The organism is Nocardia sp. NPDC060255 (assembly GCF_042727395.1).
GTDB lineage: Bacteria > Actinomycetota > Actinomycetes > Mycobacteriales > Mycobacteriaceae > Nocardia.
The window spans coordinates 115,107-132,854 of sequence record NZ_JBHXAU010000002.1 but is presented as its reverse complement, the minus strand read 5'-3'; the positions used below and the strand labels follow the sequence as shown (position 1 = coordinate 132,854).

General features: G+C 66.3%; 10 protein-coding genes. 8 read left to right on the top strand and 2 right to left on the bottom strand.

Translation table 11 applies throughout. The features are described from left to right. Positions 1–290 precede the first annotated feature (290 nt). The 6 genes from ACFWF1_RS06440 to ACFWF1_RS06415 are packed head-to-tail and all read left to right on the top strand — an operon-like array spanning position 291 to position 7,092. A complete protein-coding gene (locus ACFWF1_RS06440; RefSeq protein ID WP_379285940.1) occupies positions 291–1,472 on the top strand; it encodes an ROK family transcriptional regulator in 1,182 nt (393 codons plus the stop codon). A gap of 38 nt (positions 1,473–1,510) precedes the next feature. Continuing rightward, positions 1,511–2,851, top strand: a complete 1,341-nt coding sequence (locus tag ACFWF1_RS06435; RefSeq protein ID WP_379285939.1) for an extracellular solute-binding protein — start codon at positions 1,511–1,513, stop codon at positions 2,849–2,851. A 7-nt stretch (positions 2,852–2,858) separates the two neighbouring features. Next, positions 2,859–3,818: a carbohydrate ABC transporter permease gene (locus ACFWF1_RS06430; RefSeq protein ID WP_379285938.1), complete on the top strand. Its 960-nt coding sequence runs from the start codon at positions 2,859–2,861 to the stop codon at positions 3,816–3,818. Positions 3,819–3,821: 3 nt separating this feature from the next. Beyond that, complete coding sequence (locus ACFWF1_RS06425) at positions 3,822–4,712, top strand: carbohydrate ABC transporter permease (protein ID WP_379285937.1); 891 nt, start codon at positions 3,822–3,824, stop codon at positions 4,710–4,712. Then, a complete protein-coding gene (locus tag ACFWF1_RS06420; protein ID WP_379285936.1) occupies positions 4,712–5,995 on the top strand; it encodes a 6-phospho-beta-glucosidase in 1,284 nt (427 codons plus the stop codon). The genes ACFWF1_RS06425 and ACFWF1_RS06420 overlap by 1 nt, the downstream gene beginning before the upstream one ends. A 44-nt stretch (positions 5,996–6,039) precedes the next feature. Beyond that, on the top strand, positions 6,040–7,092 hold the full coding sequence (locus ACFWF1_RS06415) for an N-acetylglucosamine kinase (RefSeq protein ID WP_379285935.1): 1,053 nt from the start codon (positions 6,040–6,042) through the stop codon (positions 7,090–7,092). Positions 7,093–7,143: 51 nt separating this feature from the next. Here the strand turns inward: ACFWF1_RS06415 and ACFWF1_RS06410 are convergent, their stop codons facing one another. Next, positions 7,144–8,373 carry an FAD-dependent oxidoreductase gene (locus tag ACFWF1_RS06410; RefSeq protein ID WP_379285934.1) on the bottom strand — a complete coding sequence of 410 codons (1,230 nt, stop codon included), beginning with the start codon at positions 8,371–8,373 and terminating at the stop codon, positions 7,144–7,146. A gap of 237 nt (positions 8,374–8,610) precedes the next feature. On the opposite strand from ACFWF1_RS06410, the gene ACFWF1_RS06405 reads away from it, so the two are divergent. Together ACFWF1_RS06405 and ACFWF1_RS06400 are read left to right on the top strand one after the other, a co-directional pair. After that, positions 8,611–11,511, top strand: coding sequence for a hypothetical protein (locus ACFWF1_RS06405; RefSeq protein ID WP_379285932.1), 2,901 nt, complete (start codon positions 8,611–8,613; stop codon positions 11,509–11,511). Positions 11,512–11,527: 16 nt separating this feature from the next. Beyond that, positions 11,528–16,837: a hypothetical protein gene (locus tag ACFWF1_RS06400; protein WP_379285930.1), complete on the top strand. Its 5,310-nt coding sequence runs from the start codon at positions 11,528–11,530 to the stop codon at positions 16,835–16,837. A gap of 57 nt (positions 16,838–16,894) precedes the next feature. Here ACFWF1_RS06400 and ACFWF1_RS06395 read toward each other — a convergent pair whose 3' ends face one another. Continuing rightward, positions 16,895–17,629 (bottom strand): LGFP repeat-containing protein, encoded by a 735-nt coding sequence (locus tag ACFWF1_RS06395; RefSeq protein ID WP_379285928.1) that lies wholly within the window; start codon positions 17,627–17,629, stop codon positions 16,895–16,897. Positions 17,630–17,748: the final 119 nt, after the last annotated feature.

Below are 17,748 nucleotides of genomic sequence, written 5' to 3'. Positions count from 1 at the left end.
AAGCCGTAGCGCGGTCCGACAGATGTCTGCCACCGCATCGAGATCCGTTGTGCCAATAGCCACTTCGTGAATCTGCCGGGCAGAGCCTTCGATTCGGTTCGGTCGGCGACGCCGGTAGGTCCTCGACAATAGTTGAGATCAACCGCACCGTTGTGCCGCATGACGTTTGGGTATCCGCTATGCGGACAGCGATTGACAGGCTGTCAAACCGGACATACAGTCCCTCCTCAAAGTAATTGGAAACTTTCCTAATAGTTCACCCGACGCGGGGTGGGGAGAGGGGCGTCCCGTTGACCACGCGACAGACCCTCGCGGGCACACCGAGCCTGCTGCGCGCCATCAACGATCGTGCCGCGCTGGAACTGCTGCTCGCCAACGGCCCGCTGTCCCGAACCCAGATCGGCACACTCACCGGCCTTTCCAAGCCGACGGCCTCCCAGCTGCTCTCCCGCTTGGAGGCGGCCGGGCTGGTCGTCCCGGTCGGCACCATGGCGGGCGGGCCCGGCCCGAATGCCCAGCTGTACCAAGTCAATCCGGCCGCCGGATACGTGGCCGGACTCGATGTCACCGCAGGCCGGATTCGGATCGCCGTCGCCGACATCACCGGCCGCGTCCTGGCCGAGCACGAGGTCTCCACCAAGGGCTGGCCTGCCGCCGAGACCACCGCCAGGGTGGGGGACGCGGTCGGCGAGGCGGTCGAGCTGGCCGGGCTCGCCAACGGTGTCTGCTGCGAGGTGGTCATCGGCATCGGCGGCGCGCTCGACCCGGCTACCGGCAAGCTGCGGTACGCCACGCACCTGCCCGGCTGGCACTCGCCGCGGCTGGTCGACGAACTGGAGTCGGCCATCGGCTGCTCGGTGTCGATCGAGAACGACGTCAACCTGGCCGCCATCGCCGAGCAGGCGCACGGCGCGGCGCAGGGCTGCGAGGACTTCGTGCTGCTCTGGACCGGCGTAGGTGTCGGCGCGGCCATCGTGATCGGGGGCCGGTTGCATCGCGGGTTCCACAGCGGCGCAGGCGAAGTCGGCTACATGCCGCTGCCCGGCGCGCCGATCGTACACGATGTGCGCCGCAAGAATTCTGGTGGTTTCCAGCAATTGGCCGGGGCGCCAGCGGTTTTGGCGCTGGCCAAGCAGCACGGACTGTCCGCGCCGACCGCGGCCCGGGTGGTGGCCGCCGCGCTGGAGACGCCGGGCGCGGGCGACGTCTTTCTGGCCGAGTTCGCCGCCCGCCTGGCCCTCGGGCTGGCCTCGATTGTCTCGGTGGTCGACCCGGAGCTGCTGATCCTCGCCGGTGACGTGCCGACGGCCGGTGGCGAGCGGCTGCGCGCACTCGTCGAGGACGCGCTCACCGAACTCACCTTCCCGCGACCCGAGGTGCGCTCGAGCACCCTGCCGGGCTCGCCGGTGCTGCACGGTGCGCTGGAACGCGCCTTGGCCACCACGAGGGACACCGTGTTCTCGACTCATTGATCCATCGCACACCCAGCAGTACCCAGGAGGACCCGCACATGCGCAGAACCACCCGCCGCACTCTCGCCGCCCTCACCGCATGCGCGACCGCCGCGCTCGTCGTCACCGCCTGCACGGGGCAGAGCTCCAGCGGTGGCGACGACGGCTCCGCCCAAGGCAAAGACGTCACCATCACGTTCTGGCACGGCTGGAGTCAGGACAGCGAGGTCAAGGCGATCAACGACAACATCGCCGCGTTCGAGCAGCTGCACCCGAACATCCACGTGAAGCCGGTCGCCAACATCGCCGACGACAAGCTCGAACAGGCCTTGCGCGGCGGTGGCCGCGACGCCCCGGATGTGGTGTCCTCGTTCACCACCGACAATGTCGGCAAGTTCTGCGCCGCGGAAGTGTGGGCCGACCTGACGCCCTTCCTGAAGAAGGACGGCATCGACCCCGCCAAGACGTTCCCGGCCGGGATGCTCGAGTACAGCCAGTTCCAGGGAAACCAGTGTTCGCTGCCGTTGCTCGGCGACGCTTACGGCTTGTATTACAACAAGACCGCGTTCGCGGCAGCCGGGATTACCGCTCCGCCAAAGACATTCAGCGAGTTCGAGGCGGCGGCGGTCAAGCTGACCATCGCCGAGGGGGACGGCTTCAAACAGCTCGGCTTCCTGCCGAACTATCACGGGTACGAGACCGCCGCCACGCGCTACCTGGCCCAGTACGGCGCCGACTACTTCGGCGCGGACGGCAAGTCGAACATCGGCACCGATCCCAGGGTCGCCGCGATGTTCGCGTGGCAGAAGAACCTGATCGGCAAGCTCGGCGGGTACGACAAGCTGGAGAAGTACCGGACGACCTTCGGCGAGGAGTTCAGCGCCAAGAATCCGTTCCATACCGGACAGGTGGCCATGGCCCTGGACGGCGAGTGGCGCACCGCCTCGCTCACCGAGGACCCGGTGAGCTTCGACTGGGCCACCGCGCCCTTCCCGGTGCCGGACGATCAGGCCGCCACCTACGGCCGCGGCTACCAGACCGGCACCATCATCGGCGTCGCCAGTTCCAGTCAGAAGCAAACCGCGGCTTGGGAATTGGTGAAGTACCTGACCACGAACACCGACGCGGTGGTCAGCTTCGCCAACGCCATCCACAATGTGCCGAGCACCACGGAGGCCTTGACTTCGCCGAAGCTGACGGCCGATCCGAACTTCAAGACCTTCCTCGACATCGCGAGGAACCCGAACTCCGCCACCACACCGTCGAGCATCAACGGTGGCGCGTACCAGCTTTCGCTGCGCAACTTCGGCTACGACTACGAGGCGGGCAAGATCGACCTCGCGGCGGGCCTGGCCGCGACCGCGAGGGAAATCGACGAGGCGATCGTCCAGGCGAAGTGATGTAGCGATGGCACTACTGGCGAGCACCACCGTCCCCGCGGCACTCAAACGCAAGCGCCGCCGAGAAGCACTGCGTACCTTGGCGTTCCTCGCACCGTGGCTGATCGGGTTCGGGTTCTTCTTCGCCTACCCGCTGCTGTCCACCCTCTACTTCTCCTTCATGAAGTACGACGGGTTCGCGGCGCCGACCTTCTCCGGGCTGAAGAACTGGGACTACGTGCTCGACAAGTACCCGTTCTTCTGGCCGGGCCTGGGCAACACCCTGTGGTTGGTGCTGGTGATGGTGTCGCTGCGGGTGGTGTTCGGGCTCGGCATCGGGCTGCTGGTCACCAAGATCAAGACCGGCGTCGGCTTCTTCCGGACGGTGTTCTATCTGCCGTTCCTCGCGCCGCCGGTCGCGGCCACCATCGCTTTCGCGTTCCTGTTGAATCCGGGGACCGGCCCGGTCAACCATCTGCTCGGCAATCTCGGTCTGCCGCAACCGGGTTGGTTCACCGATCCGAACTGGTCGAAGCCCGCGCTGACCATGCTGGCGCTGTGGGGCGTCGGCGATCTCATGGTCATCTTCACGGCCGCCCTGCTGGACGTGTCGAGGGAGCAGTACGAGGCGGCCGAGCTGGACGGCGCGGGCTCCTGGCAGCGCTTCCGCTACGTCACGCTGCCGAACATCATGCCCATCGTGCTGTTCGCCGTGGTGACCGGCGTGATCCAGACGATGCAGTACTACACCCAGGCGATCGTCGCCGGGAAGGTCGCCAGCGGGAAGGCGGGCAGCTCGGGGGAGGCGTTCGAGCCGGGCTATCCGCACGGTTCCACCTGGACGCTGCCGCAGATGGTCTACAACCTCGGCTTCCAGCGCTTCGATATCGGGTCCGCGTGTGTGGTCGCCGTGATCCTGTTCGCCATCTCGATGGCGTTCACCGCACTGCTGCTGCGGCGCAAATCCGGCTTCCTGCAGGAGGACTGAGCGATGACCATGACTACCCTGCGTCCGGTGCCGGTCACGGTGCCCACCGTGGCGGCGAAGGGCGCGCGCCGGAAGAACCTGCTGAATTGGGTTGCCGTGCACGCGCTCGCCATCGCGGCCGCGCTGCTGTTCCTGATGCCGTTCGTGTTCCTGTTCTTCACCTCGGTGATGTCGGATCGGCAGGCGCTCACCTCTGACCTCTGGCCCACCGAGTGGCACTGGGGCAACTACGTAAAGGTGTGGGATACACCAGGATTCCTCACCTGGTGGCGTAACACCCTGGTGTACGCGGTGGCCGGTACCGCGCTGACGCTGCTGTCCAGCATCCCGGTCGCCTACGCGCTGGCCAAGTTCCGCTTCCGCGGCCGCAATCTGGCGCTGATGGCCGTCGTTTCGATGATGATGCTGCCGCCGCAGGTGACCGTCATCCCGATGTATCTGATCTGGGCCAAGCAGTTTCATCTGACCGGCTCGCTGTGGCCGTTGATCATTCCGCTGGCCTTCGGCGACGCCTTCTCCATTTTCCTGCTCCGGCAGTTCCTGCTGACCATCCCGAACGACTATCTCGAGGCGGCCCGCATCGACGGCTGCGGCGAACTGCGCATCCTGCTGCGGATCGTGCTGCCGATGGCCAAGCCCGCCATCGCGGCGGTCGCGCTGTTCCAGTTCTTCTATTGCTGGAACGACTATTTCGGGCCGCAGATCTATGCCAGCGAGAATCCGGGCGCCTGGACGCTCAGCTACGGGTTGGAGTCGTTCAAGAGCGCCCACCACACCAACTGGAATCTCACCATGGCCGCCACCCTGCTGGTGATGGCGCCGGTGATCATCCTGTTCTTCTTCGCACAGAAAGCCTTCATCGAAGGCGTGACACTGACAGGGGTCAAGGGCTGATGCGCGCACTCAAAATAGCCATAGTCGGTGGTGGATCCACGTATACGCCGGAGTTGATCGACGGATTCGCCCGTCTCCGTGCAACTTTGGCGATCGATGAAGTGGTACTGATCGACCCGGCAGCGGACCGGCTGGAGCTGATCGCGGGGTTGGCTCGCCGGATCTTCGCGAAACAGGGACACGGGGCGCGGGTCAGCACGGCCGCCTCGGTCGCGGACGGGGTGGACGGCGTCGACGCGGTGCTGCTCCAGTTGCGGATCGGTGGTCAGGCCGCGCGGAACGAGGACGAGACGTGGCCACTCGAATGTGGTTGTGTCGGACAGGAAACGACCGGCGCGGGTGGTCTCGCGAAGGCGTTGCGCACCGTTCCGGTGGTGCTCGACATCGCCGAGCAGGTGCGCCGAGCCAACCCGGCCGCCTGGATCATCGATTTCACCAATCCGGTCGGCATCGTCACCCGTGCACTGCAATCCGCCGGGCACAAGGCGGTCGGCCTGTGCAACGTCGCCATCGGGTTCCAGCGAAAGTTCGCCGCGCACTTGGGCGTCGACCCGGAATTGATCCGGCTCGACCATGTCGGCCTCAATCACCTCACCTGGGAGCGTGGGGTCACCGTGCTCGACTATCCGGGCGCCGGCACCGGGCACGAGGCGTTACCCAAGCTCCTCGCCGACTTCGGTGAGGAGATCGCCGCCGATGTGCGGCTACCACTTTCGCTGATCCAGCGGCTCGGCGTCGTCCCGTCGTACTACCTGCGCTACTTCTACCAGCACGACACGGTGGTGCAGGAGCTCGCTATCAAGGGCTCACGCGCAGCCGAGGTCGCGGCCATCGAGCGGCAGCTGCTCGACCTGTACGCCGACCCGGCCCTGGACACCAAGCCCGAACTGCTCGGAACACGCGGTGGCGCTTTCTATTCCGAGGCCGCGGTGCATCTGCTCGCCGCACTGCTCGGCACCGGCGCCAGTATTCAAGTGGTCAACACCCGCAACGACGGCACCCTGCCGTTCCTGCCCGACGACGCCGTGATCGAAGTGCCGGCGCAGGTCGATGCCGACGGGGTGCGCCCGCTACCGCAACGACCGATCGAGCCGCTCTACGCGGGCCTGATCGCGCACACCACCGCCTACGAGCAGCTCGCATTGCGCGCCGCGCTCGCCGGTGGCCGCGGCCCGGTCCTCGACGCACTACTGGCACACCCACTGGTCGGTCAGCACGAACTGGCCGAGCAGCTGACCGACCGGCTGCTCGCCCACAACCGCGCCTACCTGGATTGGGCGTGATCATGTCGACAAACACCGTTAACTGTTGGCGGGGGAAGCGTCTGATGAAACTCCCACAGAATGAACAGGTTCCGGGCGTCCTGGCCATCGATGCGGGCAACAGCAAGACCGATGTTGCCCTGGTCGCGCGCGACGGATCCATCCTCGGCGCCGCGCGAGGCGCCGGTTACCAGCCGCACAAGACCGGCGCGCGCAAGGCGATCGAGGGGCTCAGTCCGCTCGTCGAGGCGGTCGCCCGGCAGGCGGGGCTCACCCGCGGCGGGGTGCTCACCACCCGGGTCAGTGCGTGTATGGCCAATGTCGATCTGCCCATCGAGGAACAGCGGATCCATGCCGCCATCGCGGCGCGGCCTTGGGGTTTGACCGTAGGAGTAGTCAACGACACCTTTGGTTTGCTCCGTGCCGGGACCGACGGCCCGCGCGGTGTCGCGGTGGTCTGCGGTGCGGGGATCAACTGTGTCGGGCTGCTACCGGACGGTCGCACCGCGCGGTTCCCCGCCCTCGGTGTCTTGACCGGTGACTGGGGCGGCGGTGGGGGCATGGCGGCCGAGGCCATGTGGCACGCCTCGCGCGCCGAAGACGGCCGAGGGGAGCCGACCGCGCTATCCGCCGCCATCGGTGACTACTTCGGGCTGGCCGGAGCCAACGCGGTAGCCGAGGCGATCCACCTAGGTCAACTGGCCGAGCACCGCCTACACGAACTGGTCCGAGTCCTGTTCACCACCGCGGAGTCAGGCGACCCGACCGCCCTGCGTCTGATCGACCGGCAAGCCGACGAGATCACCCGCCTCGCCTTCGTCGTCCTGCGCAAGCTGGACCTACTCGACCAACCCACCCCGGTCATCCTCGGCGGCGGCGTCTTAGCGGCCCGCCAGCCCCTACTGATCGACAACGTGAAGAACCGGCTGGCCACTGCGGCACCCCTCGCCGAGCCCCGAATCGTCATCGCCCCACCGGTTCTCGGTGCCGCCCTACTCGGTCTGGATCACCTCGACGCAACCCCGGCGGCGCACGAGCGCCTCCGCGCCGCCTATCCCACCCTCCCCGCCAACGACGGCCGCCCAGAGTTCCCCAGCGAAATCGATCAGCCCGCTTGAGTCGTGCCGAAGCCGAGTCACCGTGTGGCGACTCGGCTTTCGGGGAAGACGCTATTCGCTCGGGTCCGCGGTGACGGGCTGATCCCAGTCGATGGTATGGCAGTGGGTGTGGCGGAACATGTCTTCCGGGGCGGGCATGACCGGCGGTCCGCTCGGCTTGCCTTCGGCTTTGGCCTTGTTCGTGCCGCGCGCGCCGTCGGCGATCGCCTCGACGCGTGGGCGCCGCAGCCGTTCATAGGCTGAAAATGCCTCGGCGACAGGGAGATCACGCAGGCAGCGAGCGAGTTCGACGGCGCTTTCGATGGCGAGCGACGCGCCCTGTCCGGAACTGGACGACGGGGCGTGTGCGGCATCGCCGACCAGCACGATGCGCCCGCGATGCCAGGTCGGCACGGACGGCATGAGTTCCATCGGGCCGACGACGGTCAGGTCTTCGGGTGCGGTGTGCGCGAGCAGGGTTTCGCCCGGTACGTGGCCGGTGTACAGCTCGCTCAGCCGAGCCAGCCATTCGGCGTTGGTGGTTTCGAGGGTTTCGGCTGTGGTCAAAGGTTCGGTGCGCGGCAGGCTGGCGAACCAGACGACGTCGGTGCCGGTGCTCGTCGGCGCGTCGGGCCCGCTGCGGCCGACACCGACGTCAGCGCCTGAGGGGACGCTGTAGTAGCCGAGGAAGGTGCGGCCGAAGGCGAAGTACATCATTCCGTCCTTCGTCTCGAAGCCGCTGCCCCGGGCGATGCCGCCGAAGCTCAGGACACCGCCGTACTCGGGTCCCGGCGCGGTCGCGTCGAGCAGCGTGCGCACCGTGGACCGGATGCCGTCGGCGCCGATCAGGATGTCGGCGGTCGCGGTGCTGCCGTCGTCGAACGTCGCGATCACCGCGTCCGCGGTGTCGGCAACAGAGACAAGCCTTTTGCCGTATTCGAAGCGCACTCCGCTGGCGGCGGCGTGGTCGGCCAGCGCGCGGAAAAGGTCGGCGCGCGCCATGACCTTGGTGGCGGGCAGTTCCGGGAAGCCGGCGAACTCGCTGAAGATGGTGCCGTTGGCGTCGCCGAAGATGGATCCGGGGACGTCGAGCCCGAGCGAGTCGATGGCACCGTCGGCGCCGATGGCCCGCAACGCCTGCTGCCCGTTGGGAGCGAGGCTCAGGCCCGCGCCGACGCCATCTGCGGCGGCGAGATAGCGCTCGTAGATGGTGGCGTCGATGCCCGCCTTGCGCAGTGCCAGCGCGATCACCGACCCGGCAACACCGCCGCCGATCACCAATGCTGTTGTCGCCTTGTTCATTTCGTTCTCCCGATCTGCTGGCCTAGTGCAATAATAGTAGCCAGAACACTAGTTGCTTGGCAACTAGTTTGTTGGAGGGTGGATCTCGACTTCCCGAGGTTCGCTGAGCTGACCGATTCCTTCCGGTGCTGCGCGGAGCCGAGCACGATGGCCCTGTCGATCGAGGCGAGAGTCGGGTCCTCTCGTCCGGCGGCAGAGCTCGGGGGAGTTTCGGTAGCCGAAATCGAGGGAGATCTCATGATCGAGATGTTTCGTTTTATTCAGCAGGCGTTCGTGGTATCCGACAGTGGGAACGCGATCGATCTGACGTCGCAATCCGCGTTTCAGAAACGCTTGCGCGAGTTGATGTCCGGGCCGTACGCCCTGGTCAGGGCGGAGGCGGAGAAATACCTCGACGGGGTGACCGGCACGCCTACAGGCACGTTGACCGACAGTGGGCTCGCGCGGTTGTCGAAGTATGCCGACCTGCGCGCGAAACTGCTTGCGCTGACGGCGACGTCGTTCACGACGACACCACCGCCGACACCGCTGCCCGCCAAGGTGAACAAGGCGATCAAGGACGTGTTCGGGGTCGAGGCCGCCGATCTCGTTGCGTCGCAACCATTCAAGGACGAATTGGCGGTGTCCGGTGACGTCCTGGTCGCCGTGAAGATCACCACCCGATTCGACCGGGTGGACGCGCCATCGATCACCTCGATGCGCCAGGTGATCGCGTTCGTCGCCGATTTCGCGGCCGGGCGCACCGATCCGCTGACGATCGACCGCATCCACACCCTGCTGGACCGTCCGGTGCGCATCCCCGAGGAGTTCTTCGCCCGCCCCGGCGGCGATCCGCAGCTCGCGGCTGTGCAGCCCGAACCGGATGCCGCCGCGCTCCGCCTCGCCGCGCTGACCACCGAGGAGGCGGCCTTCCAACAGGCCTACCAGCTCCTGATGTCCGCGCGCCCGGACCAGCTCGCCGTCCACTCGGCCACACCGGAGCGAAACGAGCAGGAGCACGCGACCGGCGTGCCCAGCGTGGTCGGGCTCGCCCCGCAGACGCTGGCGGCAATGGATTCTGTTGTCCGCGAACACCTTCAGTCCGAGTTGCCGGACATCACGGCCGCTTCCCTGCAGGACATCCTCGGCGTGGTCAAGCGCAGGCGACTGGCATTGGCGCAGGATGTCGAGCCGAGCCGGCTGCCGCGACCCGCGCACATCTATCGCCTCGGCACCAATCTGTTCGCGGTCCAGCCGACGGTCGCCGAGCTCGCCGAAACCGACCCGCCGGTGCCCGATTTCAGCCACGCGATCACCCGCCCGGTCGGCGTCGGTGATCTGCAGGTGGTCCGGCAGGAGCTCATCGGCTACGTGCCCGCCGACGTCTCGCACATCGAGAACGTGCTGCCCGGCGAGCTGCTGAAGAAGACGACCAGGCGCGAGGAGACCTCCGAGCTGATCGTCACCGAGTCGACCGAGTCGGCGCAGAGCAGCGAGCGCGACACCCAGACCACCGAGCGCAACGAACTCGCCAGCGAGGCGTCCAAGGAGGCGGGCGAGCAGAGCTCCGCCACCCAGGACCAGACCTCGACGAGCAACTACGGCAGGCTGGTCGAGAACAGCAAGACCAACTATGCCCGCAGCGTCACCGACCGCGCCGTCAACAAGCTCACCCAATCGGTGAAACAGGAACGGACGCAACGGGAAAAGAAGGTGTACTCCGAGGAGACGGTGCACCAGCTCGACAACGGCAACGGGCTCAGGGCGATTCGCGGCATCTACCAGTGGGTCGACAAGAAGTACAAGACCCGCGTCGTCAACTACGGCAAGCGGCTGCTGTATGACGTTGTCGTCCCCGAGCCCGCGTCCTTCCTGATCGACTCGCTGAAAAAGGGCGCGCAGGAGGAGAACTTCAACCTGGTCCGGCCGGTCAAGCCGACCGTAACGCCGGAGCAACTCGATGCGTCGAACTACACGTTCTGGGCCGCCCTGTACGGCGTCACCGGCGCCGTGACGCCGCCGCCCGAGGAACTCGTCAAGACGCTCGCCACCGTCGAGAAGGGCGAGGCGGGCAAGGCGATGGAGGGCAACTACGGCAGCACCAGCAGCAGCCCGTACTACAGCCAGTATTTCAACGCCTTCAAGATCGCGATACCGGACGGGTACGCGGCGATCAGCGGCTACGTGCAGCGCACGAATCGCAGCTTCGCCCTGCCCGACGACCCGGAGGAGCGGGAGTTCGAATTCTTCATCGGGGAATCGACGTTCATCAAGTTCATCAAGAACGCCGCGCTCAACCTGTCGTTCAGGCTGAACGGGGAGACCGGCGAAATACCGGTCACCATGCGGACATTCGCGAAGACGCTGCAATTCAACTACACCGTCGGGATCACCTGCCGCCGCACCGACGCGGCGCTGGCGAAGTGGCAGCTGGATACGCACGCCAAGATCGTCGCGGGCTATGAACGCCAGCGGACCGAATTCCTGGATCAGCTCGGCCGCTACCAGACCGCATTGCGCACCCAGATGAGCCTGGCCACCGCGTTCTCGCACGATTCGACGACCGAGCGCGAGGAGCTGAAGAAGGCGTTCATCCACCTGTTGATGAGCGAGCACTTCGACCAGGTGGGTTACCCGGCGCCCAGCGATCCGCAGCAGTTCCCCGGCAACCCGCGCTATATCAAGCAGTGGGGCGCGGTGGTGGCGTTCTTCGAGCGCGCCTTCGAATGGGAACACCTGATGTACCTGTTCTACCCGTATTTCTGGGGCAGGCAGAACAAGTGGGGCGAGCTGGTGCTGATCCAGGACATCGACCCGCAGTTCGAGGCGTTCCTCAAGGCCGGTGCCGCGCGCGTCGTGCTTCCGGTGCGGCCCGGTTTCGAGGCCGCGCTCGCCCACTTCCACGAGACCGGCGACGTGTGGATGGGCGAGGAGATCCCGGACATGTTCAGCGACCGGTACGTCTCGATCATCGCGGAAATCAAGGCGCGCAACGCGACTGCGGCCGAAGAGGTGATCGTCGACGAGTGGGAGGTGCGCCTGCCGACGACGCTGGTCATGCTGCGCGACGACGCGCAGCTGCCGACCTTTGCCTCCTCGGCGCTGACCGCGGTCGAGAGCCCGGCACCGGCCGCGTTGCCTGCGGCCGACGGTAACTGAGGCGGGGGGACCGGTCATGCCTGACGAAAACACCGATCTGCGTGCCGAATTGGCGAAGCGGCGCAGCTGGTTCTTCGAGACCCAGCTGCGCGGGTTCAACCTGCAGACCTTCCACGACATCGTCGGTGAGACGAAGGACCTGGACGAGATCCAGCTGCTGGAACTGTTCAGCACGCCGTCGCCGGTGCCCGTCGGCCTGCCCGGTTCCCCCCGCGGTCGGCAGAGCACGACCCGCCGGGTGTATCTGGACAGCCACCAGGCGGTGTGGGATGCGGACGAGCACACCCGGCGCAACGCGTTCGCGGGCGCGTATATCGGCCGGCTCGGCGACTGGCTCGAGTTCCGCGATCCGAGGTTTCTGCGCGAGCGAATCGCGGAGCTGGCCAAGGATTTCGAGCAGGAGCGGTTCGGCTCGGCGTTCGAGAAGTCGCCACTGTATCTGTATCGGCGCAAGCGGGCGACGGCGAATCCGGTGCCGAAGAACTGGGTGCCGGGTCAGCTGTTCGACCCGTTGAAGAACGAGGCGCCCTTCGACGGTGACGACTTCGAGACCGACAACAGCGGACGGGCGATCAGCCGGGCCATCGTCGCCAGGGACAAGCCGTGGCTCATTCCGGAGCTGTATCACCCGGCGCATCGCCAGCCCAAGCCGCCCGCGGGCACCCCGGTGTTCGGTCCGCGCAATCCGTCGGTGCTGTGGCTCGAGGACCTGGAGAAGTTCCTCGCGGATTTCGAGGCGGAACTGCGGATCGTGCTGGGCGGGGCCGTCGATCAGCGATTCACGTTCGCGGACAACGACTCCGGCAGGCGTGACTATCGCGGGGCGATCAACGAGGCGCTGCGACTGACCACGACCGGCGACGCGGCGGCCAGGGTGCAGGCGCAGTTCTTGTCGACGGTCGAAATCCTGGATGACAAGCGCGTGCCCAAACCGCAGTACCGGTTCGGCATTCGGATCGGGACGGCGGGATTCCCGATCGACGATGTGGAGAAGTTTCCGCACTCGGAGATGACGAAGTACTGGCTGCGGGTAATGGACCACCCGGTGAAAGAGGTGTACGCCAACAAGGAAAACTCCGACATGGGCCTGTGTCATCTCATCAGGACGCTGTACCTGTTCGGCGCCATTCCGGCGAAGGTGGCCGGCGCGGACAAGCTGCGCTGGCGGCAGCGGCCCACGCTCGATACCGCGACCTTCGACGAGTTCTTCGCCAATCGCGCTGCGGCGGATGGCATCACCGGTGACGCGGCCGTAACTGCCCGGCTACTCGCCGCACAGCAGAAGCTCCGCATCATCCTGGAAGAGAGCGCCGCCGTACCGGGCAGCGCGGCCGTCACCTTCTCGCCGATCGCACAGGAGGCGGTGCGAAAGGCCATCCACCACTACAAGTTCTGGCTCGACGAGCCACTGCGCGCGACACAGAACACCACCTTTCAGAAGATCCGCACCGACCTCGGCTATGACGCCGAGAACGAAATGGAGTACTGGTCGGAAAACCACTACATCATGTTCGCCTCCTCCGAATATCTGGCCGGACAGCTGTGGCCGGACGACGAATTCCAGCCGGGCAGTTTCTTTCTCGGCGGGAGCAAGGACGGCATCCTGACCGGCAAGGAGCGCAGGGCACGTGGCAAAGCGCGCGTCCTGCGCTGGCTCAATCACCGGATATTGATGGGCTGGACCGAATTCAACTCCTCCGGGTACTACCGCGAGCACCTGTGGTCGGTGCTGAACCTGGTCGACTTCGCCCTCGACGACGAGGTCCGCGACAAGGCGACGATGGTCGCCGACCTACTGCTGTTCGATATCGCGCGGTTCTCGCACAAGGGCGCGATGGGCGCGCCGGGCGGGCGCGCCCAATTCAATTCGCACGCCAGCGGCATGGACAACGCGTTCGGCGATGCCGTCGAGATCCTGTTCGGCACCCGCGGCCTGTTCAACGACAGCGACTCCGAAATCGGTGCGGCACTGGCCACCTCGACGTATCAGGTGCCGGAGGTGCTGCTCGAGATCGCGGCGCGGCCGCCGGACACTGCCTTCATCGACCGGTCCCGGGTCTCGATCACCTTCGACGAGGCGCACAGATTCGGCATCGAGTTTTCCGAGCAGCGCGACGAGATCGATTCCTACCGTGAGGGTTACGCGCCGAAGCTGGAGAAGTATTCACGCTTCATCCGGGAGGCGAACGAGGAGATCGAAGGCGCGCACAACGGGAAATACACCGCGGGCGACGACAGCGTCGTCTTCTGGTGGGGCGCATCGGCTTTCCTGAACAAGCAGGTGGTGAACGGCGCGCTCGACGCGGTGAACAAGTTCGGCCTCGCCAAGAGCGGCATTTTCGCACAGCTCGCCGACATCGTCGGCTCGATCCTGCCGAAGGTCAAGAGCGGCGGGTTCTTCGGCGCGATCGGCGGACTGATCGGCGGTGTCTACGGCGCCATCGCGGGCGTGGTGCTCGGCGCCATCTTCAACACGTCGAATGCCGAGGACATCGCCGACGATCTGTCGGTCTTCCTGGAGGGCTCCACCAGGACGCGCGCCAATATCCTCACCTACCGCCATCCGGACATCATGCTGTCCAGCATCCAGAACTTCCGGGCCGGCCAGCTGAACTTCCAGTCCAACGTCAACCAGGCCACGGTGAACGGCACACTCAACGTCTTCACCACGTCCGGGCTGGTGAACCTGGATATCTCGCCGGTGGTCGCCGGGTTGGGTGGTGCACTCGCCGGTGGTCTCGCGGGCGCGGCCCTCGGCGCGGTCGGCGGCGTATTCGGCGACACGGTACTCGGACTCAGCACCCTCAAACCGTCGCTTGCCGCGCTGGGCGGCGTGGGCGGCATCATCGCCAACGAGCTGGCCGGCGCGGTCAATCCGTTCGCGTCGAGCAAGGACGGCGTCGACGGATTGCACTGGTGGACCGGGTATTACGCATTGCCGATGGTCGCCCAGTACGGGCCAGCGGCGATCATCGCCTACGACTTCCACGACATCCAGGACGATCTCGCCGACGCGGGCTCGCACGTGTTCTTCCCCAAGAGCGGTTTCGATCAGGTCGACGAGCTGCGCTGCTCGGCCTACGACGACGCCAACTCGTCGCTGTTCGAGGCCTTCGACGTATTCCACTACGGCCCCAAGGGTTTCTGGGTGTTCGGCAAGTACACCCACACCGAACCCGGCGACGTGGCCGCGGACCGGCGCGAGTCCTACATCGGGGTGTTCTCCAATCAGCACCCCACCTGGCTGAGCCGCCAGGAAGACGAGGTCGACGTCTACAACAAGGCCGTCGACGCGGTGGGTAAGAAGCCGATCGAGGCGTTGAAAGGGCAGATCGAGGACGAGAAGGACAACGACAAACGCGCGGCTCTGCAGCGCCAGCTGCGGGACCTGCAACGGATCTGGGCCGAGCCGCTGCCGAAGGACTACTTCGCCGACCGCGACTGGCAGCACGACGGCAAGAACATCTGGATCATTCAGGTCGGCAGCAAGGCCGAGTTCGGCGACTTCGAGCGGTTCAAGCAGCGGGTCAGCAGCGCGCGGGTGCATCTCGACGATACCGGCGACATGGAGTGCACCTATCACATGCCGACCCCGGAGGGCGGAAGCCAGGCGCTGGTGCTGAAATACGGGGACGGCGGCGAATTCCATTACGGCAACGCGCCTTTGCAGACCGACCACTATCCGCGGTTCGAGAATCCCTTCGTGCGCGGCGGCCGGGTCGAGTGGGGCCAGCGGTCCTATGTGCTCGAATATCGTGGCAAGTCCCTGCTGCACAACGTGCACGATTTCCGCAAACCGGTACGCACCGAGGACGTTTCGGTTGCCGACCCGGATCAGGTGCTCGGCCTGGTGATCTTCGTCCGCACCAAGGACGAGGACATGGACGAGAAGACCCTCGGCGTCGCGACCGTCCGGATCGGGTGCACCGAGGTGACCAAGGAGCAGATCATCGCCGTCGGACCGGTCGACGACGACACCACCCACGACACCGAGTGGATCTTCTTCGACTCCGGGCCCGTTCGGGCCGCGCCGGACATGACCATCGACGTGGGCCACCGGGCCTTCAGCGACGGTGACGACGAGGCCGACTGGAACATGGGTTTCACGATGCAGGCACTGATGGGCGATCATTCGCTGCGCGACTGCACGCTGACGTTCGACTCGTCCGATTTCGACGAGGACGTGCGCAACACCGGTCCGCTGCCGTTCGCGGTGCACACCGACAGGTGGCGGCCGTGGGAAGCGGTGCCGGACAGCCGAATCGACGGGATCCTGACCCAAGCGGACCGCCCGTCGGTCGACCGCCAGTACTACGACCACTGCGACCTGTTCGTCGCGACGCCGAACCGGCCACTGCGGCACCGGCATCTCGACGCCTGCCTCGCGGCAGCACCGCGCTGGGCCGAGATCGCGAACCAGCAAGGCGGGCCGGTGTTTACGCCGACCTGCTCGGTGCGCGGCGTCTCCCGCCTCCCCGGCCAGCTCGTCGCGGCAGTACTCGACGAAGGCAGGCTGTTTCTCAGCTCCGTCGTGGACAACGCGGGGACGTGGGGTCCGTGGATCAAGGAGGAGCCGAAGTACTTCGGCACAGCGGTGCCGCTCGCCGCGCCGGGAACCCTCTACGCGGGACCCTCGTCTGCCGCGGTCGATGGTGTCGAACTGGTGATGCCGGGTGCCGACGGACACCTGTACCTCCGATTCGATTGGCACGCTGAGCCCTACTTCGGTTCGCCGCTTTCCGATGAGTACCGAGTATTGATAAAGATCCCGGTCGAAGGATTCACCCTCCGCAAGGACGGCGACATCCTGATGGCCCAGGACCGGCTGCTCGTGCTCAGCACCGACGGAGCGCTGTGGGCCAAAACGATCATCCGTTCGACGACCTTTCCGCAGATAACGCCGTGGACAAAAGTCACCGACGGGCAATCGTTGCGAACTTTCGCCGTCGATCCCGGTTCACCGACGCGCGTGCTGGCCACCGCGACGGATGGCCAAGTGTGGGACGGAACCTTCGACGGAACGAACCCGCCACAGTGGATGTCGCTTGGCTTGCCGGGCGGTGCTCCGGTGCCGGGCGGTGCCGGAATCGCGTGCGCGACACCATATCCGGATCGGCTGGACGCAGTCGCGGTCGCAAGCGGCACCGTCTACACCGCCACTTGGACCAAATCCGGAGCCTGGTCTCCATGGACCCCAGTTGTCCAGGGCGAGCAGGGATTCAAGGCCGGACCGCACACGCCGATCCTGGTCCATCGAGTCCAACGTCAACTGGAGCTGCTCGTCCGAACCGAGGACGGCGACCTCGTTCGCACCTGGTGGTCGTGAGGTGTCCGAACGGCCCGCACCGGATAACGGTGCGGGCCGTTCGGAACATCGGATTCCTCAGGGCTTCCAGGTGATTCGGCCACCCTGGAAGTCCTGGGCTTTGCCGGTTTCGTAGTCGTACTCGTCGCTGGTCGGGTACCCGTAGATGCCGTCGGCACCGGCCCTTGCTTCCCAGCTGGTGCGGATCGAGCCCCAGACGGCATGCGCGCCAGTGGCTTTGGACCAGTAGATCGTGCCGTCGTTGAAGAGGTTGTAGCGGCCGTTGTTCTTGGCGGGCGCCTCGTCGGTGACCGGGAAGCCGAGGGGGCTGTTCTCCGCGCCGAGGGCGTACCACTTGTCGCGGATGACGCCGCTGACCTGGTGGGCCGCGGTGCCGACGGACCAGTAGATCGAGCCGCCCTGGAAATGGTTGAAGCGACCGGGTTTCGACGGGGTCGACTGTTCGCTGGTCACGGGGTAGCGCAGCCCGCCGGTCTCCGCGCCGAGCCCGCGCCACTTGTCCAGGATCGGGCCACCGACCTCGTGCGCACCGGTGTCGGGATGCCAGTAGATCGCGGCGTTGCGGTCGAAGGTCTGGAACTTGCCGCCGTTGGCGGCGTCGGACTCGGGGGAGGTCGGGTCGCCGAGGACGCCGCCACCGCCCGCCGCGTCGTATTCGGCCTCGATCGCGCCGCCGACCTCGAACGGGCCGATCGGGCGGGCTTGCGCGGTGCCCGCGGTCAGCAGCAGCGCCAGCGCGACGGTGGCCAGCGTCGCGCCGGTGGACGAGCGGTGGGTACGAAGGCGGACCAATAGAACTCCTCAGTCAGGCGTTACTCGGTGACGAGACAGGGCGGAGCGTTGGTAGGCGATGATGGCATGCAGGCTCGACCATCGCGCGCTCGGCCCGGTCGGATGAAGGGGTGCCGAGG

Excerpts from the sequence above, each read along its gene's own strand:
- ACFWF1_RS06430 (WP_379285938.1), top strand. The coding sequence starts at position 2,859 with ATGGCACTACTGGCGAGCACCACCGTCCCCGCGGCACTCAAACGCAAG.
- ACFWF1_RS06410 (WP_379285934.1), bottom strand. The coding sequence starts at position 8,373 with ATGAACAAGGCGACAACAGCATTGGTGATCGGCGGCGGTGTTGCCGGG.
- ACFWF1_RS06405 (WP_379285932.1), top strand. The coding sequence starts at position 8,611 with ATGATCGAGATGTTTCGTTTTATTCAGCAGGCGTTCGTGGTATCCGAC.
- ACFWF1_RS06415 (WP_379285935.1), top strand. The coding sequence starts at position 6,040 with ATGAAACTCCCACAGAATGAACAGGTTCCGGGCGTCCTGGCCATCGAT.
- ACFWF1_RS06400 (WP_379285930.1), top strand. The coding sequence starts at position 11,528 with ATGCCTGACGAAAACACCGATCTGCGTGCCGAATTGGCGAAGCGGCGC.
- ACFWF1_RS06420 (WP_379285936.1), top strand. The coding sequence starts at position 4,712 with ATGCGCGCACTCAAAATAGCCATAGTCGGTGGTGGATCCACGTATACG.
- ACFWF1_RS06425 (WP_379285937.1), top strand. The coding sequence starts at position 3,822 with ATGACCATGACTACCCTGCGTCCGGTGCCGGTCACGGTGCCCACCGTG.
- ACFWF1_RS06435 (WP_379285939.1), top strand. The coding sequence starts at position 1,511 with ATGCGCAGAACCACCCGCCGCACTCTCGCCGCCCTCACCGCATGCGCG.